The 21,935-nt window shown below is 71.1% G+C and carries 23 protein-coding genes; 12 read left to right on the forward strand and 11 right to left on the reverse strand.

Going from position 1 to position 21,935, the window contains the following annotated elements; translation table 11 throughout:
* From BUE16_RS00250 to btuC, 4 genes are all read right to left on the reverse strand, one after another.
* The gene (locus BUE16_RS00250; RefSeq protein WP_073306352.1) at positions 1–1,299 is read right to left on the reverse strand and encodes a cobyrinic acid a,c-diamide synthase; all 1,299 of its coding nucleotides are present in this window, start codon (positions 1,297–1,299) and stop codon (positions 1–3) included.
* Positions 1,296–2,348, reverse strand: coding sequence for a nicotinate mononucleotide-dependent phosphoribosyltransferase CobT (cobT, locus tag BUE16_RS00255; RefSeq protein WP_073306354.1), 1,053 nt, complete (start codon positions 2,346–2,348; stop codon positions 1,296–1,298). Before cobT ends, BUE16_RS00250 begins: the two co-directional genes overlap by 4 nt.
* A 185-nt stretch (positions 2,349–2,533) precedes the next feature.
* On the reverse strand, positions 2,534–3,418 hold the full coding sequence (locus BUE16_RS00260) for an ABC transporter ATP-binding protein (RefSeq protein WP_234972297.1): 885 nt from the start codon (positions 3,416–3,418) through the stop codon (positions 2,534–2,536).
* Complete coding sequence (gene btuC, locus BUE16_RS00265; protein WP_073306356.1) at positions 3,415–4,557, reverse strand: vitamin B12 ABC transporter permease BtuC; 1,143 nt, start codon at positions 4,555–4,557, stop codon at positions 3,415–3,417. The genes BUE16_RS00260 and btuC overlap by 4 nt, the downstream gene beginning before the upstream one ends.
* A 58-nt stretch (positions 4,558–4,615) precedes the next feature.
* On the opposite strand from btuC, the gene BUE16_RS00270 reads away from it, so the two are divergent.
* The 5 genes from BUE16_RS00270 (at position 4,616) to gatB (ending at position 8,562) form a co-directional block, all read left to right on the forward strand.
* On the forward strand, positions 4,616–5,833 hold the full coding sequence (locus tag BUE16_RS00270; protein WP_073306358.1) for a PGF-CTERM-anchored ABC transporter substrate-binding protein: 1,218 nt from the start codon (positions 4,616–4,618) through the stop codon (positions 5,831–5,833).
* 69 nt (positions 5,834–5,902) lie between these two features.
* The gene (locus BUE16_RS00275) at positions 5,903–6,337 is read left to right on the forward strand and encodes an SHOCT domain-containing protein (RefSeq protein ID WP_073306360.1); all 435 of its coding nucleotides are present in this window, start codon (positions 5,903–5,905) and stop codon (positions 6,335–6,337) included.
* Between the two features lie 84 nt (positions 6,338–6,421).
* Positions 6,422–6,703 (forward strand): signal recognition particle subunit SRP19, encoded by a 282-nt coding sequence (gene srp19 / locus BUE16_RS00280; RefSeq protein WP_073306362.1) that lies wholly within the window; start codon positions 6,422–6,424, stop codon positions 6,701–6,703.
* A 27-nt stretch (positions 6,704–6,730) separates the two neighbouring features.
* Entirely contained in the window at positions 6,731–6,961 is a 231-nt protein-coding gene (locus BUE16_RS00285; RefSeq protein WP_073306363.1) for an H/ACA ribonucleoprotein complex subunit GAR1, read from the forward strand.
* 83 nt (positions 6,962–7,044) lie between these two features.
* Entirely contained in the window at positions 7,045–8,562 is a 1,518-nt protein-coding gene (gene gatB / locus BUE16_RS00290) for an Asp-tRNA(Asn)/Glu-tRNA(Gln) amidotransferase subunit GatB (protein WP_073306365.1), read from the forward strand.
* A 101-nt stretch (positions 8,563–8,663) separates the two neighbouring features.
* On the opposite strand, the gene BUE16_RS00295 is transcribed toward gatB, so the two are convergent.
* From BUE16_RS00295 to BUE16_RS00310, 3 genes are all read right to left on the reverse strand, one after another.
* Positions 8,664–9,149, reverse strand: a complete 486-nt coding sequence (locus BUE16_RS00295; protein WP_073306367.1) for a hypothetical protein — start codon at positions 9,147–9,149, stop codon at positions 8,664–8,666.
* Between the two features lie 59 nt (positions 9,150–9,208).
* Entirely contained in the window at positions 9,209–10,723 is a 1,515-nt protein-coding gene (locus BUE16_RS00300; RefSeq protein ID WP_073306369.1) for an MATE family efflux transporter, read from the reverse strand.
* A 480-nt stretch (positions 10,724–11,203) separates the two neighbouring features.
* Positions 11,204–11,947: a creatininase family protein gene (locus tag BUE16_RS00310; RefSeq protein WP_073306374.1), complete on the reverse strand. Its 744-nt coding sequence runs from the start codon at positions 11,945–11,947 to the stop codon at positions 11,204–11,206.
* 216 nt (positions 11,948–12,163) lie between these two features.
* Between BUE16_RS00310 and BUE16_RS00315 the strand changes: the two genes are divergently transcribed.
* The 3 genes from BUE16_RS00315 to BUE16_RS00325 all read left to right on the forward strand — a co-directional run bounded on the left by BUE16_RS00315 (position 12,164) and on the right by BUE16_RS00325 (position 16,017).
* Positions 12,164–14,740: a DNA topoisomerase I gene (locus BUE16_RS00315; RefSeq protein WP_394327410.1), complete on the forward strand. Its 2,577-nt coding sequence runs from the start codon at positions 12,164–12,166 to the stop codon at positions 14,738–14,740.
* Between the two features lie 169 nt (positions 14,741–14,909).
* Positions 14,910–15,092, forward strand: coding sequence for a hypothetical protein (locus BUE16_RS00320; RefSeq protein ID WP_073306376.1), 183 nt, complete (start codon positions 14,910–14,912; stop codon positions 15,090–15,092).
* A 103-nt stretch (positions 15,093–15,195) separates the two neighbouring features.
* On the forward strand, positions 15,196–16,017 hold the full coding sequence (locus BUE16_RS00325; RefSeq protein ID WP_073306378.1) for a DUF7847 domain-containing protein: 822 nt from the start codon (positions 15,196–15,198) through the stop codon (positions 16,015–16,017).
* Here the strand turns inward: BUE16_RS00325 and BUE16_RS00330 are convergent.
* Complete coding sequence (locus BUE16_RS00330; protein ID WP_073306380.1) at positions 16,007–16,243, reverse strand: hypothetical protein; 237 nt, start codon at positions 16,241–16,243, stop codon at positions 16,007–16,009. The genes BUE16_RS00325 and BUE16_RS00330 overlap by 11 nt on opposite strands.
* Before the next feature lie 86 nt (positions 16,244–16,329).
* Positions 16,330–16,557, reverse strand: coding sequence for a hypothetical protein (locus tag BUE16_RS16770; RefSeq protein WP_200778337.1), 228 nt, complete (start codon positions 16,555–16,557; stop codon positions 16,330–16,332).
* A gap of 18 nt (positions 16,558–16,575) precedes the next feature.
* Here BUE16_RS16770 and BUE16_RS16775 point away from each other — a divergent pair, with 18 nt between their 5' ends.
* Entirely contained in the window at positions 16,576–16,758 is a 183-nt protein-coding gene (locus BUE16_RS16775) for a hypothetical protein (RefSeq protein ID WP_200778338.1), read from the forward strand.
* Between the two features lie 71 nt (positions 16,759–16,829).
* Positions 16,830–17,552: a phosphoglycerol geranylgeranyltransferase gene (locus BUE16_RS00340; protein WP_073306382.1), complete on the forward strand. Its 723-nt coding sequence runs from the start codon at positions 16,830–16,832 to the stop codon at positions 17,550–17,552.
* Positions 17,553–17,706: 154 nt separating this feature from the next.
* Here BUE16_RS00340 and BUE16_RS00345 read toward each other — a convergent pair whose 3' ends face one another.
* Entirely contained in the window at positions 17,707–19,032 is a 1,326-nt protein-coding gene (locus BUE16_RS00345) for a sensor histidine kinase (RefSeq protein ID WP_073306384.1), read from the reverse strand.
* 189 nt (positions 19,033–19,221) lie between these two features.
* Here BUE16_RS00345 and aspS point away from each other — a divergent pair, with 189 nt between their 5' ends.
* Positions 19,222–20,526 (forward strand): aspartate--tRNA(Asn) ligase, encoded by a 1,305-nt coding sequence (aspS, locus tag BUE16_RS00350; protein WP_073306386.1) that lies wholly within the window; start codon positions 19,222–19,224, stop codon positions 20,524–20,526.
* 60 nt (positions 20,527–20,586) lie between these two features.
* Here aspS and BUE16_RS00355 read toward each other — a convergent pair whose 3' ends face one another.
* Positions 20,587–21,159, reverse strand: a complete 573-nt coding sequence (locus BUE16_RS00355; RefSeq protein ID WP_073306388.1) for a cupin domain-containing protein — start codon at positions 21,157–21,159, stop codon at positions 20,587–20,589.
* Positions 21,160–21,278: 119 nt separating this feature from the next.
* Between BUE16_RS00355 and BUE16_RS00360 the strand changes: the two genes are divergently transcribed.
* Positions 21,279–21,896 (forward strand): hypothetical protein, encoded by a 618-nt coding sequence (locus tag BUE16_RS00360; protein WP_073306390.1) that lies wholly within the window; start codon positions 21,279–21,281, stop codon positions 21,894–21,896.
* Positions 21,897–21,935: the final 39 nt, after the last annotated feature.

A 21,935-nucleotide genomic window follows, 5' to 3' on the forward strand; every position in this document is an offset into this window, starting at 1 on the left:
TCAGATCGCCTCCAGGAACGCGTCGAACGCGCCGCTCTCGGGGTGAACGTGCGCGTAGGTGCCGAGCGTCCGGTGTTCGGTCAGGCCGTCCAGCCCGTCGGCGATGCCGTCGCCGCGCTCCACCTCGAAGGCGAAGCGGGCGTCGTCGGCCACCTCGGCCGAGGAGTAATGGAACTCGTGACCCCGACGGATCTCGCCAGCCCGGGCGGTGAGCGTGTCTCCGCGTGCGCGAAGCTCGACGTGATCGAGCGCCTGATACCGGTCGTGCATTCGCACGTCCGCCGGGAGGACGCCCGCCATCTCGTGGGTGTCGCCGTCGGCGGTCGTCAGCGTCTCCGCGAGCGCCATCAGCCCGCCGCACTCCCCGAGCACGGGGAGCCCCTCGGCGGCCCGGTCGGCGAGGTCGTCGAGGGCGTCGCTGTCGGCGAGTGCGGGCGCGTGGAGTTCGGGGTAGCCCCCGGGAAGGTAGACGGCGTCGCAGTCGGGCAGCGCGTCGCCGCGGGTCGGCGCGAACGTCGCCACCTCGGCGCGCTCCCGGAGGCACTCCAGCGTCGCCGGATACGAGAAGGCGAAGGCGGCGTCGTCGGCGACGGCGACGCGCTTCCCGGTCGGCGGTCGCGGGTCGCGCTCGGGCGGTCGCGGCGGCTCGCGCGCAAGACCGGCCAGCGCCTCGGCGTCGAGGTGGTCGGCCGCGGCGTCGAGCGCCTCGATCGGGAGCGGCGACTCATCGCCCATGTGGAGGCCGAGGTGGCGGTCGGGGATCTCCAGGTCCGGGTCCGGCGGGATCCGACCGAGGTAGGCCATCCCCTCGGGCAGCGCCTCGCAAATGCCCCGTTCGTGGCGCCCGCCGTGGGCGCGCTGGGCGATCACGCCCGCGACCTCGATGTCGCGGTCCGCGTGGGCGGCGTACTCGCGGAAGCCCAGCGCGGTCGCGGCGACGCTCTCCATCCCCGCCTTCGCGTCGACGACGAGCACGACCGGCAGGTCGAGCGCCTCGGCGACCATGGCGGTGCTGGAGCCGTCGCCGTCGTACAGGCCCATCACCCCCTCGACTACGCACAGGTCCCCCTCGCCGCGGCGGTAGTTCCGACGGAGCCCGTCTTCACCCTGTAGCCACGCGTCGAGCGTCCGGGAGGGAGTTCCGGCGACGGCCTCGTGGTGGCTCGGGTCGATGAAGTCCGGGCCGGCCTTCGCCGGCTGGACCGCGTAGCCGGCGGCGTCGAGCGCCCGGATCGCTGCCAGCGCCGCGACCGTCTTGCCGACCCCGGAGGCGGTGCCGCCGAGGACGAGCCCCCTCATCGACCGCTCTCGGCCGCGTTCGACGCCTCGGTGGTCGACCCGCTCAGCGCGGGGTGATCGCGCCCCGCGAGCAGGCGGTCGTACACGTCGACGATCCGCTCGCGGAGCTCGACCATCGACGCGGACGACTCCTCGACGAGGCTGAGCGCGCCGCCCATGCCGACGCCCTCTTTCGCCTCGCCGGCGACGTACGCGTCCATCGCGGGGTGATCGACCGCCTCGAACTCGGGGTCGGTGACGACCAACTCGACGTCGAGCGAGTCGGCGAGGCCGGCGATTTCTGCGGAGTCGTCGGCGGCGACGAACGACGTGGTCGCGAGCGTCAGGGGGGCGTCGACGCCCGCGTGTCGGACGAGCGCTGCGGCGGCCGCGAGCTGCGTCCCGCCCGCGAGCGTCACTCGGGTGCCCGACTCGACGGCACCCGCGGTCAGGCCGGCGACCGCCGCGAGCACGGGGTCGCCGACGGCCGCGACCGCCCGCACCGGGTCGCCGGCGGCGTCGCCCGGCGCGAGCCCGCTTTCGTCCAGCCCCTCGGCGACGACCTCCCGCTTCAGCTCCAGGGGGTTCTCCGGCAGCGACGACGACACCGACGGCTCCTCGCCCAGCGCCCGGAGGACGCCGAGCGCAGTCGTCGTCCCGCCCGGAATCGTCTCGCCGATCACGAGCCGGTCGTCGGGGAGCGCGGCGCCCAACTCCCGCGCCCGTTCGTACGTCTCCTCGGCCCCCGGGACCGCCGCCCGCTCTCGCACGTCCGCACCCGGTGCGTCGCCGACGGCGAGCGCGGGCGCGCCGGTGCGGCCGGCGATCCCGGCGTCGACGCACACCGCGTCGAACCCGAGCAGCTCCCGGGCGGCCCGGGTGACGACCGCTGGCGTCGGGCAGCCGCTCGGGCTCACGGGGACGACCGGCGCGAGGACCAACTCGCCGTGGGCCACGATGTCCAGGTCCGCGCCGGGGGTGTGACGCATCAGCTCCGGGTCGGCGCCGGCGGCGCTGATGCCCGGCACCTCGGCGGTCTCGGTCGTCCCGGCGACGAGGACGACCCTCACGCGCGACCCCCCGTCGGTCCGGGGTTCACCATCGACACCGTCGAGCGGGCTCCGCGATGGATCGCGGGCGACTGTTGCATGTCTCTACGAGACACGGCGCCCGGTATAACAATTATGAGTGCGCTAGGACAATTCTGTTTGAACTGGGTCGGTATCGGCCACGCGTCGCTGCGCTTGGCGCCCGTTCACTCCTCCTCGCGCAGCGCTGTCACCATCGGCGAGCCGACCGCGGGGTCGTCGTTGACGGCGGCGCGGACGCCGAACGCCTCGGCGAGCGCGTCGTCCGAGAGCACCTCGCGGGGGGTTCCCTCCGCGCGGACCTCGCCGCCCGCCAGGAGGACGAGTCGGTCGCAGACGCGCGCCGCGAGGTTCAGGTCGTGGATCGCCGCGAGGGCGGCTTTCCCCTCGTCGACGACCGCGCGGACGAGTTCGAGCGTCCGGATCTGGTGGTTGATGTCGAGGCTCGCGGTCGGTTCGTCGAGCAGGAGGCCGGGCGTCTCGGCGGCCAGCGCGCGGGCGAACAGCACGCGCTGGCGCTCGCCCCCCGACAGCGTTGTCACCGAGCGGTCGGCGAACTCCAGCACCTCAGCGCGCTCCATCGCCCGGCGGATCGCCTCGCGGTCGGCCTCGGTCGTCGTGCCGAACCGGGAGACGTAGGCGGTGCGTCCCATCTCCACGACCGACTCGACGGGGAACTCGAACGCCGTGTTCGTCTCCTGGGGAACGGTGGCGACGCGGCGGGCCACCTCGCGCTGGGACAGCGCTCGGCGGTCGGTGCCGTCGAGTTCGACGGCGCCGCCGTCGATCCCGAGCGTGCCGTTCACGGCGGCGATGAGCGTGGTCTTGCCGGCGCCGTTCGGGCCGACGAGCCCCACGAGTTCGCCCCGGTCCACGGAGAGGGAAACACCGTCGAGGACACGCTCGCCGCCCCGGGCGACGACGAGGTCGCGGACGGCGATCAGCGGCGGCTCGTCGGCGTCGTCGGTGTCGGCGGCGTCGTCACTGTCGCCGATTCCGTCGGGGGCGGCCGCGCGGTCGTCGCCGCCGCCCGGGTCGCCGTGCTCGCTCACAGGTCGTACACCTCCCGAGTGCGAAGCAGGTACAAGAAGAAGGGCGCACCGGCGGCGGCGGTCACGATGCCGACCGGAAGTTCGGCGACGCCCGAGCGCGCGAACGTGTCGGCGGCGACGAGGAAGCTCCCGCCTGCGAGCGCGCTCGTCGGGAGGAGCACCCGGTGGTCGGGGCCGACAAGCAGGCGGACGCCGTGGGGGACGATGAGCCCGACGAAGCCGATGACGCCGGAGACGGCGACGGCGGCGCCGGTCAGCACAGACGAGACGGCAAGCAGCACGCGCTTGCTCCGCTCGGCGTCGACGCCGAGCGCGACGGCGTCGGTCTCCCCGAGCAGCAGGACGTTCAGGTCGCGGGCGTACGCGAACAGCACGAGCGTCAAGACGGGGACCACCACGGCGGCGGCCGTCACCTCGGACCAGCTCGCGCCGCTGAGGTGGCCCATCAGCCAGTACGTCACCCGGCGGATCGACTCGCCCGAGTGGAGCAGTAGATACGAGACCACCGCCCCGAGGAACGTCTGGACCGCGACCCCCGCGAGCAGCAGCGTCGCCACGGGCGTGCGCCCGTCGCGGCTGGCGATCAGGTAGACGCCGAACCCCGCCGCCAGCGCGCCGCAGAAGGCGGCGATCTGGAGGCCGGCGCCATCGGCGAGCAGCGGGCGGAGCGGTCCCAGGACCGCGAGCACCGACGCGGGAGCGACGATCCACGAGACGGCGCCCACGGCCGCCCCCGAGGAGACGCCGATGATGCCCGGGTCGGCCATCGGGTTGCGGAAGAAGCCCTGCATCACCGTGCCGGCGGTGGCGAGGCCGACGCCGACGAACGCCGCCAGCAGGATGCGCGGCAGGCGGACCCGCATCACGATCGCGCGGTGCGTCTCCGAGACCGGAAACGCGAACGGGTGCGCGAACTCGACTCGAAGGGGGAGGCCGGCGGTCAGCGGGCCGGCGCCGGCGCCCGCGATCGCGGCCCACTCGACGCCCACCGGCACCGCGACGGCGTTGGCGACGGCGGCCACCACCGTTCCGGCGGGGATCCGAACTGGCCCCACGCCGGCGCTCACCGTCACGACCGCGACGAGGAGCGCGAACAGGGCCGCCGAGTAGCCGGCGGTGCGGCGCCACACGCGTGTCACGAACGCAAAGCCGCTTTGGTTAGGTAAATATTTATTGTAATACCGGGTTCGTCGCCGTGTGAACAGAGGACGGACACGGACACTTGCGATAGCACTGCTCGTCGTACTCGCGGGCGTCGTTCCGGCGGTCGGCGCCGTCGGCGCCGTCGGCGCCACCGCGAGCCCGACGCATGCGGGAGCGACAGCGACCGACGCGGCCGCCGCCATCGGGAGCGACGCCGTCGCGGCCTCGCGGACCGTACAGGCCGACTGCGGCTTCCCGTACTCGGCTACGGACGCGACCGGGACCGAGGTGACGATCGAGGAGCGCCCCGAGCGGGTGACGACGCTGAACCCCAGTGCGGCCCAGACGATGTGGGAGATCGGCGGGAAAGACCAGGTCGTCGGACTCTCGCAGTTCGCGCTGTACCTCGACGGCGCCGACTCGCGCACGAACGTCTCCGCGTCGGGCTTCGGCGTCAGCGTCGAGAAGGTCGTCGGCACGAACCCCGACCTGGTGCTCGCGCCGAACGCGACCTCCGTCGAGACCGTCCAGTCCCTGCGCGACGCGGGGCTGACGGTGTTCCACTTCTCGGGGGCGACGACGATCGCGGACGTGCGCGAGAAGACGACGCTTATCGGTCGCCTCACGGGCAACTGCGAGGGGGCCGCCGAGGCGAACGCGTGGATGACTGCGAACGTCGAGACGGCGATCGAGGCGACCGCCGGCGCCGAGGACGTGCGCGTGCTGTACCCGCTCGGCGGCGGCTACATCGCCGGCACCGAGACGTTCATCTCGGCGATGATCCGAGCGGCCGGCGGGGCGAACGTCGCCGCCGAGCGCAACCTCACCGGCTACCCGCAGATCAACGACGAGGTCGTGCTCGAACTCGCGCCCGACTACCTCGTCGTCACGGGCTACTCCTCGTACCTCCTCGGACAGGAGCCGTACGCGAGCACGCCCGCGGTGGAGAACAACAACACGGTGCGCGTGAACCGCAACTGGATGAATCAGCCCGCCCCGCGCTCGGTCGTCATGGCCGTGCGGACGCTGACCGAGGGCTTCCACCCCGAGGCGGCCGCCGCCGCCGACTTCGAGACGCGCGAGGAGGCCGTCGCCGCGATGGAGACTGCGACGGCGACCGAGAGCCAGTCGGCCACCGACACGCCCGCGACAACGACCGCGACCGTCGACGACACGCCCGCCGACACCGAGACCTCCGGGCCCGGCTTCGGCGTCGCGCTCGCGGTGCTGGCGGTGCTCGGCTCCGCGCTGCTGGCGCGTCGCGAGCGGTAGGTCACGGGCGCGACGCGCCGACCGACCGAGTCGCGCGGTTTTATTTTCGCCACGAGCGATCGCCCGAGCATGAGCGCGAGCCCCGCACAGCGCCTCCGCGAGAACCTCACCGGTGTCGTGAGCACGGCCGTCACCGGGATCTGGCTGGCGGCCATGTTCACCGGACAGGACTGGTGGCTCGCGGCGCTGCTGTTCGGCTACGTCGTCGTCGTGCCGGTCACGGCGATGCTGTTCGGCGACGAGGATGACGTCGAGGAGTGGTGGGACGGCGCCGACGAACACGCCGAACAGTCCCGAGCGGGGCCGGAGGACGAGGACACCACCGACGCGCTCGACACCCTCCGCGACCGCTACGCCCGCGGCGACCTCACCGACGAGCAGTTCGAACGCAAGCTGGAGCGGCTGCTGGAGTCGGAGTCGCTGGAGGACGTGGCGGACCGCGCCGCGCGCGAGCGCCGGGCGGCCGACCACGAGCACGACTCGCGCGAGGCCGAGCGGGAGTGACGCGACCGCGCGGGCGACGGGCGGAGTCGGGTCCGGCCGCCCGCCGATGGCACCCTTTTTCCGCGCGGGCGCCGCCCCTCCGGTATGGTCGAGAACGTCCTCTACCCCGCGTACTTCGACGCGGCGCGCACCCGTTCCGAGGGGCGACGCGTCCCCGGGGACCTCGCGGTGTCGGAGCCGACGGTCGACGAGATCGCAAAGGCCGTCCAGCAGGTCGGCTACGACGCGAGGATCGAACGCGACACGACGTACAGCCGGGAGTACGAGCCCCGCGGGTCCGTGATCGTCACGGGCACCGACGAGACCGCCAAGAACGACCTCGTGCAGGCAGTCGGCGCCTACCTCGGCGTCATCCGCGGGGACTGAGACGGTGACTGACGCGGTGACGGACCAATGAAGCGCGTCGGCGAGGTAGTCCGGACGGCGCAGGGGCTCGCGGTCGTGCGCGTCCCCGAGGGCGCCGACCCCGCGCGCGTCGGCAGCGAGGTCGTGGACGAGTCGCTCTCGACGGTCGGGCGCGTCGTCGACGTGTTCGGCCCGGTCGAGCGCCCCTACGTCGCGGTGTCGCCGACGGACCGCTCGCGGTTGACTGCGCTGCTCGGCGCGAAGCTGTACGCGCGGTAGGGCGCCGTCCTCGTCGTCGGCCCCGCCCCCCCATGACCGTCCCGTCAGGCTTTACCTCCGGGGTCGCAAACCCCGGTTCAACGATGGCACGAGCAGCCGAACGGGCCGAGTTGGTGCCCGTCATCGGGCTGGAGGTCCACGTCCAGCTCGAGACGGACACCAAGATCTTCTGCGGGTGTTCCACCGAGCCCGCCGACGACGAGGAGCCCAACACGCGCGTCTGCCCCACCTGTCTCGGGCTCCCGGGAGCCCTCCCGGTGTGCAACGAGGCGGCCGTCGAGGCCGCTGTCAAGGTGGGGAAGGCGCTCGACGCCGACATCCCCGAGGAGACGCGGTTCCATCGGAAGAACTACTACTACCCCGACCTCCCAAAGAACTTTCAGATCACCCAGTACGACGCGCCGCTGTGTGCTGACGGCGAACTCGAGTTCTCCCACGAGGGCACTCGGCGGACGGTGAACGTCCGCCGGGCGCACTTGGAGGAGGACCCCGGCAGCCTCCGACACGTCCGCGAGGGGCCGGCGGACCTGGACGTGCGTACCACCTCGGTCGACCGCGCGGACTACTCGCTGATCGACTACAACCGCGCCGGCACGCCGCTGATGGAGGTGGTGACGGAGCCGGACTTCCGTGACCCCAGGGAGGTACGCGCGTTCCTGGAGAAGCTCGAGGAGGTGCTGGAGTACCTCGGCGTGTTCGACGCCGGTCGCGACGGCAGCCTCCGCATCGACGCGAACCTCTCGATGATCGAGGCCGGCGAGGTCGGCGACGACGGCGCCATCGACGAGGACGTTCTGGAGTCCGCCAACCGCACGGAGGTCAAGAACATCTCCAGCCACAAGGGCGCCGAGCAGGCGCTGAGCTACGAGCGAAACCGTCAGGAGAACCTCATCAAGCGCGGGAAGGCCGTCGAACAGGAGACGCGCCACTTCAACGAGACGCACGGCAACACCGTCTCGATGCGCTCGAAGGAAGAGGAGAAGGACTACCGCTACTTCGGGGAGGCCGACCTTCCAGCCCTGCAGGTGTCCGACTGGAAGGAGCGCATCGCCATCCCGGAGCTGCCGGACGCTCGCCGCGAGCGCTTCCGCGGAGCGTACGGGCTCGACGCGGAGGCCGCCTCGAAGCTGACCTCCCGGAAGGCGGTCGCCGACTTCTACGAGCAGGTCGCCGAGGAGTTCGATCCCGACCTCGCCGCGGCGTGGGTCGCGGACACCCTGCTCGGGGAACTCAACTACCGCGACATGGCCGTCGAGGACGTGACCGACCGCCTCGACGAGTTCACCCGCCTGATCGAGCTGGTTGCGACCGAGGAGGTCACCACGAAGAACGCCGAGGAGGTCGTCCTCCGGACGATGCTCGACGAGGGGCTGACCCCCGACGAGGTCATCGAGCGGGAGGGACTGGGCACCGCCGCCGCCGACGAGGTCGCGGCGGCGGTCGCGGAGGCCATCGACGAGAACCCCGACGCGGTCGAGGACTACCACGCCGGCGAGGGCGGCGCGATCAACTTCCTCGTCGGGCAGGTGATGCAGAAGACGGGCGGCTCCGCGGACCCCGGCGACGTGAACGCGATGCTTCGCGAGCGACTGGACGGGTAGGCGGCGGTGTCCCCGCCGACCGCGCCGCCCGACGCGGGATGCAAAGGGTGATGCGGAACGCGCCCGGCGCGGCGGTCCTCCGGGAGGAGTAGCCCTCCCGACTACATCCCGCCGCCGTCGTCGTCGCGGGTCGTCATGACGATCCCGCTGAACAGCATCAGCGCCGCGAGCGCGACCATGCCGAGGTCCCAGCCCGTACCCGCCGTCGCGGTCGAGCCCATGCCGCCCGTGGAGCCCATCCCGCCGCCCATGCCGTCGGTCATCCCCGTTCCACCCGTCATTCCGGTCGCTCTGAGCGCCTGAAGCAGGAGCATCACGAGCGAGTAGGCGATCATCAACGGCCCGCTCGCGCTCCCGAGTCGATCTGCCGCCGGCGTCAGCAGCGCCGCGCCGTGAACCACGACGACGACGCCGATCGCGAGCATCGCCCAGCCGGCGACGCCGGTCCCGGTCCCCATCGCTCCGCCGGGTCCCATCGTCCCGCCCGACCCCGTCATCCCGCCGCCGACACTCGCGGACGCCAGCGAGTACACGCCGGAGGCGATCGCGATCGCCGCGCCGTACAGTCGCGTCGTCGACCCGTTCATGCCCTCCGGTTCGGGTGCCGCCCGCTTGGATACACCGGCTGCGGCGACGCGACCTCGGGTCAGTCGTCGGTCGTGGGGTCGCCCTCGCCGTCGTCGTTGAGCGCTGCGGGCGTCGACTCCGCGTCGCGGTCGGTATCTGTCGCTGCGTCGCGGTCGGCTCTCGGATCCCTCTCGTGCCCGACGACGCCCTCGGTCCACGTCCCGCGGAGGAACCACAGCGCCCCGACGATCAGCGACCCGACCGCGCCAAACGTCCACGCCCACCAGAGGCCCTCGGGGCCGAGGCCCAGTCCGGACACCGGACCGACCCCCGGAACGACGACGGTGAACGAGTACGCCAGCACGACCGCCGCGGGGATGCGCAGCCCCCACCGCGACAGCAGCGACAGCCCCATGGCGGTGCGGGTGTCGCCGGCGCCGCGGAACGCCCCCTGCAACACCATTAGCCCGCCAAACGCGGCCCACGCGGGCGCGGTGATCCGGAGAAAGGAGACGCCCTCCTCGACGACGGCGCTGTCGTTGACGAACACCCGGATCGCCATCGCCGGGACGAACCAAACGCCAGCGCCCGCGAGCGCGAGGACGGCCATCGTGCCGCCGGTGCCGGTCCACGCGACCCTGCTCGCCCGGTCGGGCGTGTCGGCGCCGAGGTTCTGTCCCACCCCGGACGCAGTCGCCTGCCCGACCGCGCCGGCGACGGTCCACGAGACGGACATCAGGCGGACGCCGACGCCGTAGGCGGCGGTCGCGGCCGGCCCGAACCGCGCGACGAGGGCGGCCATCGCCACCGCGGCGAACGAGCGGGCCCAGCCGTCGAGGGTGCCGGGATAGCCAACGTCGACCAGCCTGCGGAGCACCGCGAGATTCGGCCGGAGGTCACCGAGGTGGAGTTGGATCCCCCAGTCGCCCTTCACGAGCACGTACACCCCGGCGACCGCCGCCAGCGCCCGCGCGATGAACGTCGCGACCGCCGCCCCGCGGGTCCCCATGGCGGGGATCGGTCCGAACCCGAGGATGAACACCGGGTCGATGACGATGTTGACACCGGCGGAGGCGGCGACGAGCCACATCGCTGTCTTGGTGTCGCCCGCGCCCTGCAAGGAGGCGCGAAAAGCGAAGAAGAGGAACGTGAGCGGGAGGGTGAGAAAGATTACTTCGATGTACGCCAGCGCCTCCGTGAACACCACTCCCTCGGCACCGATCCAGTGCAGGAGGGGGCGGCGCGCGAGGAAGCCGGCGGCCGACAGCGCGACCGAGACGGCGATCGCCAGGATCGTCGTCTGCCCGACGACCTCGTCGGCGCGGCGGTCCTCGCCCGCGCCGACGTGCTGGGAGACGAGCGCGATCGTCGCGGCGGTGAGCCCCATCGCGGTCGAGACGAACAGCCACGAGAGGGGGAACATGAGCGACACCGCGGCGACGGCCTCGGGGCTGACGCGGCCGACCCAGAACACGTCAGCGAGGTTGTACAGCGTCTGGAGGAGGTTGCCGAGGACGAGCGGCCACGCCAGCGAGAACAGCCGCGGCGTCACCGCGCCCTCGGTCATGTCGACGCGCGCGTCGGTGTTGGCCATGCGGGTCTCGACCGTCCGGGCGGCGTGTCACGGCCTAAGGGTTGTGGAGACGGCCTCAGTGGCCGGAATCGATCCGTCGGTCCTGCGTCTTACGGCCGCACTCCCGGCACGCCGCGCCGCCGGCCAAACACCGAAGCCCCCGTGGCGCGCGAACGGACGTATGAGCGACGACACGGCCGACCCGGGCGCGCCCGCGAGCGCGGCCGACGCCGTCATTGACGAGCGCACCGACGGCTACCGCGAGTCGCTGTTCGACCTCCTTCGCCTGCGCACCGTCAGCGCGACGGGCGAGGGGATGGACGCCGGCGCCGACGCCGTCCGCGACCTGCTCGCAGAGCACGGCCTCGACGCCCGCCGCATCGAGACGGACCGCTACCCGCTGGTGTACGGCGAGCGCGTCGCCGGCGACTCGGAGGCGCCGACCGTGCTGTTCTACAGAGAAAACAAGGCGAGTGCCTCGGGGCTCGACCCCGAGGCAGTTCACCATCCGTTCCCGATGTCCTCGTTTAGCGCCTCCAGGATCCGCTCGGTCGTGTTGTCCACCACCTCGGCCATGAACTCAGGGTCGGAGTTCGTCGGGTCACCCATTCCCCCCAGCTCGGTCACGTCCGAGAAGTACGTCCACGAGCGGGTCTCCGGCGATTCTGCGGCCTCCTGAGGTTCCTTCCGGTCCGCCTTCACGAGGTCCTCGCGGACGAGTTCGACGAAGCTCGTCTCGTGATCGCCTGCGTGGCCCCACCCCTCGCCGAAGTGCTCCTCCAGCGCCTCGCGCCCGAAGTCCGTCCAGTGGACGAAGTGGGCCCCGATGTCGTGGTCGCGGTTCAGCCGGTCGCTCGCGAGCGCGAGCGCCTGCTTGTTGCCGCCGTGGCAGTTGAGAAAGACCACGCGTTCGGCGCCGTGCTCCGCGAGGGAGGCGCCCACGTCGATCAGGACCTGCTTGTACGTGTCCTGCGAGAGCGTGATCGTCCCGGGGAACGGCATGTGGTGCTCGCTGTCCCCGTACGGGATCGTCGGCGCGCGCAGCAGGTCGAGGCCGTGCTCGGGCGCCGCCTCGACCAGCGCCGCCGAAAGGTGCTCGGCGCGGAGGCTGTCGGTCGACAGTGGGAGGTGGACGGAGTGTTGCTCGGTGCTGCCTGTGGGGACGACGACCGCATCAGCGCTCAGAAACGCGTCGCCGGCGTCCTCCCACGTCATCGTCGCGAGGTCGTGTTCGGTCTCGGGCATACCCGCCCGCGCGGGAGCCTGAGAAATACGCCTTCGGGAAGCGGCACGTCGGGGGACCTTGGGAGACGCCCGGAGCGGTCGGACGCGGTCCCCACGGTTTGGGGTCGCATCGTCGCGACCGGCTCCCCGGCGTCAGCGTCGCCGACCGCCGTTCGACCGTGTGACTGCGACCCGCGAAAGGGTTACAAAGGGATTCGGCATACTCTGCGCCAACTGATGGAACTGATCGTCACCGAGAAGGACAACGCCGCGCGGCGTCTCTCGGAGATCCTCTCGAACGGTGACTTCGACACCGAGCGGCGCGCCGGCGTCAACGTCTACCGCTGGGGCGGCACCCGCTGCATCGGGCTGTCGGGGCACGTCGTCGCGGTGGACTTCCCGCCGGAGTACGACGACTGGCGGGATGTCGAGCCGGTCGAGCTCATCGACGCCCCCGTCCGCAAACGGCCGACGCAGGAGGGGATCGTCCGGGCGCTGCGGCTGCTGTCGCGGGACGCCGACCGCGTCGTCATCGCCACCGACTACGACCGCGAGGGGGAGCTGATCGGCAAGGAGGCCTACGAGCTGATCCGCGAGGTGAACGAGGAGGTGCCCGTCGACCGCGTGCGCTTCTCGTCGATCACCGAGAACGAGGTGCGCGAGGCGTTCGACGACCGCGACGAGATCGACTTCGACCTCGCCGCGGCGGGCGAGGCCCGCCAGATTATCGACCTCATCTGGGGGGCGTCGCTGACGCGGTTCCTCTCGCTGTCGGCCCGGCAACTCGGCGACGACTTCATCTCCGTGGGCCGGGTGCAGGGGCCGACCCTGAAGCTGATCGTCGACCGCGAGCGCGAGATCGAGGCGTTCGACCCCGAGGACTACTGGGAGCTGTTCGCCGACCTGCTCAAGCGCGAGGGCGCAGAGGCCGACCCGGAGGCGGACGCCTCCGACGGCCGTGACGCGCCGTCGGAATCCGCGCCCTTCGAGGCGCAGTACTTCTACGAGGACGACGACGGCACCGAGGCTGAGCGCGTGTGGGATGAGGCGACCGCAGAGGCGGTGTCCGAGCGCCTCGCCGGCGGCGAGGCCGCTGAGGTCTCGTCGGTGCGTCGCCGCCGGCGGATCGACGAGCCGCCCGCCCCGTTCAACACGACGCAGTTCATCCGCGCGGCCTCCTCGCAGGGCTACTCGGCCCAGCGGGCGATGAGCATCGCCGAGGACCTCTACACGGCCGGGTTCATCACCTATCCCCGGACCGACAACACGGTGTACCCGGAGGACCTCGACGAGCGCGAACTGCTCGAGGAGCTGTCGATGGGCCGCGAGTTCGGCGACGACGCCGAGTCGCTGCTCGACCTGGACGACATCGAGCCGACGGAGGGCGACGAGGAGACGACCGACCACCCGCCGATCCACCCGACGGGCGAGCTTCCGGCCCCCTCGGAGGTCTCCGACGACGAGTGGGAGGTGTACGAGCTGGTGGTGCGGCGGTTCCTCGCGACCTGTGCGTCCGACGCCGAGTGGGAGCACCTCCGCGTCGTCAGCGAGATCGCCGAGGGCGACGACGCCGTCGGCGTCGACGACGGGCCGCTGCGGCTCAAGTCCAACGGAAAGCGGCTCGTCGAGGAGGGGTACCACGCGGTGTACCCGTACCTCTCGACCAACGAGAGCTACGTCCCCGACGTCTCGGAGGGCGAGTCGCTGTCGGTCGTGGAGACGCGCTCGGCGGCCAAGCAGACCCAGCCGCCGCGGCGGTACGGCCAGTCGCGGCTCATCGAGACGATGGAGGACCTGGGGATCGGCACCAAGTCCACCCGCCACAACGTGATCCAGAAGCTGTACGACCGCGGCTACATCGAGAGCGACCCGCCGCGGCCGACCGGACTGGCGAAGGCGGTCGTCGAGGCCAGCGAGGAGTTCGCCGATCGGATCGTGAGCGACGAGATGACCGCTCACCTGGAGGCGGACATGCGGGCCATCGCCGCCGGTGAGAAGGACCTCGACGAGGTGGCTGACGAGTCCCGCGAGATGCTGGAGCGGGTGTTCGAGGAGCTGACCGACTCGCGCGAGGAGGTCGGCGACCAGCTTCAAACGTCGCTGAAGGCGGATAAACAGCTCGGACCGTGCCCCGAGTGCGGCGACACGCTGCTCGTCCGCAAGTCCCGCGCCGGGTCGTACTTCGTCGGCTGCGACGGCTACCCCGACTGCGAGTACACCCTCCCGCTGCCGTCGACCGGGAAGCCGCTCATCCTCGACGAGACCTGCGAGGAGCACGGGCTGAACCACGTGAAGATGCTCGCCGGGCGCAAGACGTTCGTCCACGGCTGCCCGCAGTGTCAGGCCGACGAGGCCGACGAGGAGGACGACGAGGTGATCGGCGTGTGCCCGGACTGTGGCGACGAGGAGGGCGGAGAGCTGGCGATTAAGCGCCTCCGCTCGGGCTCGCGGCTCGTCGGCTGTACCCGCTACCCCGACTGCGACTACTCGCTCCCGCTCCCGCGCCGCGGCGAGATCGAGGTGACCGACGAGCGCTGCGGGGAGCACGACCTCCCGCACCTCATCGTCCACTCGGGCGACGAGCCGTGGGAACTCGGCTGTCCCATCTGCAACTACCGCGAGTACCAGTCGCGGCAGGCGGGGTCGGAGCTGGAGACGATCGACGGGATCGGCGAGAAGACCGCTGAGAAGCTGAAAGACGCCGGCGTCGACGACGTGTCCTCGCTCAAGGAGATGGAGCCGGACGCGCTCGCCGAGCAGGTCGACGGCGTCGGAGCCGACACGGTACGCGACTGGCAGGCGAAGGCGAACTAGCCCACCGGTTGTCGTTCGAAGGGCGCTCCGGCCCGTTCGATCCTCGGCCCGCTCGTTCGGTTCGCTCACGCTCTGAAGAGTTCTCTCGCTCACGTTCCGCCTCTCGAACGGATGAAGCGGCGATCTGGCCAACGCTTATCGCCTCAGCCACACTCTGTCTATCGGAACGATGGGCGTTTTCGAACGGATAGGACGGCAGGTCGAACAGTTCAAACGGACCGTCAAGAAGGAGGCTGAGCGAACCGCTGACTACCGGTGTCGGACCTGCGAGGAGCAGTTCCAAACCGATCAAGACGAGTGTCCCGAGTGCGGGGCCGAAACGGTCGTCGCGACGGCGGACGAAGAGGAGTGACCGCTCGAAACCGTTCGCCTCGCGTACCGGCGAGCGGACACCGGTCCCCGGCCAGCAGCCGAACAATCAGTATATTTATGACAAGCTGAACGAGTGTTCAGCTGTGGCCCTCCAGACAGCCCTCCGGCGGACGCCGTCGACGCTCGTCCGCAACCCCGTCCTGTTCATGCCCGTGCTCGTGTTGTCGCTGTTGCAGGTCCCCCAGTTGCTCCTCCAGTCGAGCGCACCGATCCTCGCGAGCATCGTCTCGCTGGCGCTGTCGGCGCTGTACCTCGTGCTCGTCCCGTTTGTTCAGGCGGGGCTCATCGGCATGGCCGACGAGGCGCTCGACGGTCGCACGTCGGTCGCGACGTTCGTCGCCGCCGGGAAGGCGAACTTCGTATCGATGTTCGTGGTGTCCCTGATCCTCTTCGGCGTGAACATCGCTCTCGGCGCGATCGCGTTCGTCGCGGGGATCGTCGGGGTCGTGAGCTTCTACTCCGGCGGCGCGGTCGGCACCGGCGGCCCCAACACCGCGCTGCTGGCGGTCGTCGGGCTGGTCGTGCTCGCGGCCGTGCTCGCGTACCTCGTCGTCGCGTTCCTGATCCAGTTTTACGGACAGGCGATCGTGATCGACGGCTACGACGCGATCGACTCGGTCAAACGCAGCGTCGGCGTGGTTCGTCGCAATCTCGTGAGCGTGCTCGGGTACACCGTCCTCGTCGGCGTGCTCGCGGGCGCGCTCGGGGCGGCAGTCGGCATCGGGTCGGCGATTGCGACGCCGCAGTTCGGAGCGAGCGCGGGCGCGCCCCCGGACCCGTTCGCCGTCTCGCCGCCGTCGCTGGGCGCGATCGCCGCCGCGGCGCTCCTAGTCGTGCTCGGGACGCTGTTCGGCGGCTTCTTCGGCGTCCTCTCGGTGTCGTACTACCGCGAACTCACTCGGTGATGCCGCTGAGCCCCGACAGCGGGGTCGCGCCGGCGACGATCGCGCCGGTCGCGAGGATCGCGGCCGACAGCACGATGAAGTCGCCGCTGGGCGAGTAGCCCGCGAGGCCCGCGCCGACCTGTACGATGAACACCGTGATGAAGAAGCTCAGGATGGCGAACACCAGCAGGACGAGCGAAGCGATCACGCTACTGACTAACGCACCAACGGAGTCGAAGAATCCCATGTCGGCTGCGACGAGACGCGAACGACGGTTACAAAGAACTCCCGCGCTCAGAGGGATCACGCGTCGAGTTCAACGACGAGCTCGCGTTACAGTACTACCGTCTTGAGAAGAACGAGGAGGGAGGTATCAATCTCGGACCGTCCGACGACGGCGTCGCCTCCCCCAGCGAGACGGGAACCGGTTCCTCGGAAAATGAAGAGGTCGAACTCTCCAGCATCGTCGACCGGATAAACGAGGAACTCGGGACCGACTTCACCGATGCGGATCAGCTGTTCCTCGATCAGCTCAAGGAAGACGCGCTGGAGGACGACCACCTCCGACGCTCGGCGCAGGTGAACTCCCGCGAGAACTTCGCCCTAGAGTTCGACGACACGCTGACCGAGATGTTCATCGACCGGATGGAACAGAATCAGGACCTGTTCGCGAAGTTCATGGACAACGACGAGGTGCAGGAGGCGATCACCCGACACCTCAGGCGCGAGGTGTATCAAGCGAGTCAGAGTGCCGAGGGCTGATCCCCTCCTGTCTGATTCATACCGCTCGCATCCGCGCCCTTTTTAGCACTCTATGAACCATCCCCACCAACATGAGCGCGCCCTGGGAGGAGTGGGACCACATTCTGAAGATCGACCCGGACAAGGAGCTCTACGGCGACGAGACGTTCGCCGACGCCTGCAAGACCGGCACGGACGCCATCGAGATCGGCGGCACGCTCGACGTGACCTCCGAGAAGGCCACCCGCGTCATCGAGGCGTGCAAGGAGCACGGCGTCCCGCTGTATCAGGAGCCGTCGAACCCGGCGGTCGTCGTCGACGACGAGGCGCTCGACGGCTACCTCATTCCGACCGTGTTCAACGCCGACGACCCGTTCTGGATCACCGGCGCGCATAAGGAGTGGGTGCGCATCGCCGACGACCTCGACTGGGACCGCACCCACACCGAGGCGTACATCGTGCTCAACCCCGACGCCTCCGCCGCGGAGCTGACCGGCGCCGACTGCGACCTCACGCCCGAGGAGGTCGGCGCGTACGCCCGCGTCGCCGAGAAGATGTTCGGCCAGGACATCGTCTATGTCGAATACTCCGGCACCCTCGGCGACCGCGAGACCGTGAAGGCCGCTCACGACGCCTTGGAGGAGTCCACGCTCTTCTACGGCGGCGGCATCCACGACTACGACGACGCCCACGCGATGGGGAAGGTGGCCGACGCCGTCGTCGTCGGCGATCTGCTCCACGACGAGGGCGCCGACGCCGTGTGCGAGACCGTCGAGGGCGTCAAGGACGCCCACGCCGAGCTTGCCGACGCCTGATACCCTGACACGCGCCCGCCGACGTCCCGCGGCGCCTCCTCCCCGCCGCGTGACCCCCGCGTTGCCGGTCACCGACGTCCGGTCTCGTTTCCGTTCCCGTTCCCGTTCCGCTTCTGCCTCCCCGTCCCTTTCACCTTCCCGTTCTCGCCGACGCTCACGCCCGCCCGTCGTCGCCGGCGCCGTCGTCGTCCACCCGCGGGAACAGCAGCGTGACGACGCTCCCGCCGTCCTCGCGGTCCGCGACCGTGGTGGCGCCGCCGACGGCGTCGACGATCCAGTGCACCACCCATAGCCCCATCCCGGAACTGGATTCCAGGGCGTCCTCGCCGCCCTCCTCGAGGACGACCCGCTCGCGCTCGGGGAAGCCCGGGCCGTTGTCCGCCACCGTGACCTCGACGACGCCGGCGGTGGCGGCGGCGACCGTGACGCCGGCGCCACGGTCTGCTCTCCCGACGCCGTCGGTCCCCGGCGCGAGGTCGCTGTCGGGGCGCACCCGGACGGCCACCTCGACGGTCGGGTCCGCGCGCTCGGCGTGTTCGACGGCGTTCTCGACGACGTTGTGCAGCGCCGACTCCAGCAGGTCGTGGCCCGGAACGACCGCCCGCCGATCGCCGGAGTCGGTCCGGATCGACACCGACGCGTCGGGGAAGTCGCGACCGATCGTGGCGACGACGCGCTCGGCGACGAGGCCCAGATCGGTCGTCCCCTCGACGGTCTCGTCGCCCAGCACCGCGTCCTCCGCGAGCCTGGCGTGGTCGCTCAGGCGCTCGATCCGCTCGGCGCGGGCCTCGATCCCGTCGAGGTACTCGACGATGTCGGCGTCGCCCTCGCGGCGCGCTCGGTCGAGGTAGCCCGCGATCACCGTGAGGTCGTTGCGCACGTCGTGGCGAAGCACCCGATTGAGGACGGTCAGCACCTCGACGAGCCGCTCGTAGCGGGCGGTCGCCTCCTCGGCCTCGGCGGTCCGCATCCGGACGCGCACGTCGCCGATGCCGACGGCGGCGCCAAAGACGACCCCGCCGCAGGCCCAGCCGCCGGCCGCCGCCGGCGAGAACGAGTCGAGCGCCCCGACGGCGGCGCTGTACGCCTGCATCACCACCGCGCCCACGACCAGCGGGATCACCCCGACAACGAGCCAGCCGGCGAGGCGTGTGTGGTGCTCGCGGGGCAGGTCGACGCGGGCGACCCACGCGAGCACCGTCGCGTACGCCCACACCGCACACAGCGGTCCGACGAGGCCCAACACGATCGATCCCGGACTCCGCCCCGCCGAGGTGAACGCCAGCGCGGCGGTGCCGACGACGAGCGCGCCGGTGAACGCCCCGCTGGCGGCCAGCGCCCCGGAGAACCACGCCGGCCCGCCGGTGTCGTCGGCGTCGCCCGCGGGTGCGGCGTCGGGGCCGGTGTCGGCCCGCCGGTCGCCGGTCGCGCGGCTGTCGGCGCCGCTACGGTTCCCTTCGGAGTGGCCCGCATCCGTCACTGCGCGTGGATTCGAGTCCGGAGCTATAAGCGTACCTTCCCGGATATCACCGCGCGGAACGGCTCCGGCCCGCCCGTGTCGGCCGCCCCCGCGCCCGGCGTCGGCCGCCGGGCCCGCCGTGGTACGCCGTCGCGAGGCGTGACAACGGGGATCGACCGAGTTTAAACCCTCGCGCCGGAACCCATCCGTATGCACGGTCGAACCTACACGGCTGACGCGACCCCCGGCGAGGCGGTCACCGTCGCCGGGTGGATCCACGAGACCCGCGACCTGGGCGGTATCGCCTTCCTGATCCTCCGCGACAAGACCGGGAGGATCCAGGTTAAACTCGAGAAGGACGAGATGGACGAGGCGATGGTCGAGACCGGCCTTGACGCCCACCGCGAGTCCGTCCTGAGAGTCGAGGGCGACGTGAAGGAGGAGCCGCGCGCACCCACCGGCGTCGAGGTCGTCCCGACCGCCATCGAGGTCGTCGCGCCCGCCGACCCCGAACTCCCGCTGGACCCCTCGGGCAAGGTCGACGCCGAGCTCCCCACGCGGCTGGACAACCGCACGCTGGATCTCCGCAAGCCCGAGGTGCAGGCGGTCTTCGAGATCCGCGCGGAGCTGCTGCGCGCCGTCCGCGAGGCGTTCCGGAGCCACGACGCCACCGAGATCAACACGCCGAAGATCGTCGCCACCGGCACCGAGGGCGGCACGGAGCTGTTCCCCATCTCCTATTTCGGCGAGGAGGCGTTCATGAACCAGAGCCCCCAGCTGTTCAAGCAGCTCATGGCCGGCTCCAACCTCGAACGCGTCTTCGAGATCGGCCCGATCTTCCGCGCCGAGGAGCACAACACGCCGCGGCACCTCAACGAGGCCCACTCGATCGACTTCGAGGGCGCCTTCTGCGACCACACCGAGGCGATGGATGTCGCCGAGGCGGTCACGACGGCCGCCTACGAGGCCGTCGCCGAGCACTGTGCCGAGGAGCTCGAGACGCTCGGCCTCGCCGACGACTTTGCGGTCCCCTCCGGCGACTTCCCGCGTCTGAGCTATCAGGACGCCCTCGACCGCGTCAACGCGACCGGCGAACTCGACGAGCACCTCGTGTGGGGCGACGACCTCTCGACGGAGGCCGAACACGTGCTCGGGCAGGAGGTCGGTGAGCACTACTTCATCACCGACTGGCCCTCGGAGGTCAAGCCGTTCTACATCAAGGACCACGACGACGACGCCGAGACGTCCACCGGCTTCGACATGATGCACCCGCGCATGGAGCTCGTCTCCGGCGGGCAGCGCGAGCACCGCCACGACGAGCTCATCGCCGGCTTCGAGCAGCAGGGGCTCGACCCCGAGGAGTTCGAGTACTACACGAAGATGTTCCGCTATGGCATGCCGCCCCACGCCGGCTGGGGGATGGGCTGTGAGCGCCTCCTCATGACGATGCTCGGCCTCGACAACATCCGCGAGGCCGTGCTCTTCCCGCGCGACCGCCAGCGCCTCTCGCCCTGACCGGCCGCGACCCGTCCGCTCGCGGTCGCCGGCGTCCCGCGTTCGGGCCGCCGCCGCGACTCACCTGACCCGCTCGTTCTCCCCGTCGTCGCCGCGTCGCCACCGCGCAACCTCCGCGCCGCAGTCCCCACAGACGGTGATCAGCTCCGACTCGTCGTCCGAGGCGCGCTCGATCGACACCGCGACCTCGTCGCCGCAGGCGGGGCAGTCGTCGCGCTTCAGCTGCTCGCCGTACGCCAGCGGCGCGCCGAGTGCGAGCGCGGTCACCCGATCCTCGCCGAAGTTCCACCCGCGCTGGAACTGCCCCGGCGGGACCCGGATCGCCTCCATCGGCCCGACCCTGACCTCGCGGCGCTCCCCCGGCGCGCCGGGGTCGACCGGGTCGACCAGGTCCGCCGAGTCCTCCGAGCCCGCTGGTTCGGGACCGACGACCCACGTCGCCGTCCCCGAGAGGACGACGAACACCTCCTCCTGTACCTCGTGGTTGTGGTACGCGAACGCGAAGGAGTCGCCGGGCGCGAGCTCGTAGTAGTTGATCGCCAGGTCCGCGCAGCCGAGCGGATCGGTCAGGTGGCGCATCACCGCCGCGGGTTGCAGGGAGTTGTCGAGGTCGTCGACGACGACGTGGTCCATGCGTTGACGCGCCGCGCCGACGGACAAAAGGCCGCGGGTCCGGGTCGGGGTCCGCACGGGTCGGGCTCAAAAGCCTGCTGGCAGTCGATTTACACGCCCGGCGTGCCACGTGTCGGCCGATGAGCGACACCGACGCCGAAGCACACGACACCGAACTGCACGACGCGGTGCTCACGGAGGCCGGCACCCGCGGGCCGACGATGCGGATCCGCGATCTCGTCTCGATCGTCGAGCGGTCTCACCGCGACGGTCCCGGCGCGGCGGCGTCACTCGTCGAACGCTACATCGAGGCGGTCGGCGAGGCGGGTCCCGCCGAGGGCGACCGCCTGCGCGCGGCCCTCTCGGAGCAGCGCACGAGCGCGGTCTCGTGGGTCGATCCGGACGCGGTGTACGAGCTCGGCGACGACCGCGTGAGCGCCTTCCCCGGACGCTGGCACGACCGACTCGGCCCGGATGCCGACCTGCCCGCGTTCGTCGAGACCATCCGGAGCGACGTGGACGACACGAACGAGGCGTTCGAGGTCGGCGGCGCGGGCCACGGCGTTCCCAAGAGCGTCCTCGTGGAGGCGGTGGCCGTGATCGCCGGCGGCGACCCCGAGGAGACGGAGGCTGCGCTGGACGGCTTCCGCCGCGAGGGCGTGTTCAGGGTCGACGCGGACCAGCACCCGCACGCGCGAGTGCGGTTCACCGACGACGCGCGACCCGACTCGCTCGACCCCGAGGAACCGGCCGAGTGAGGCGCCCGCCCAACCCGGAACCGAAACCCATACTCTCGC

It is taken from the genome of Halobaculum gomorrense (assembly GCF_900129775.1).
Lineage (GTDB): Archaea > Halobacteriota > Halobacteria > Halobacteriales > Haloferacaceae > Halobaculum > Halobaculum gomorrense.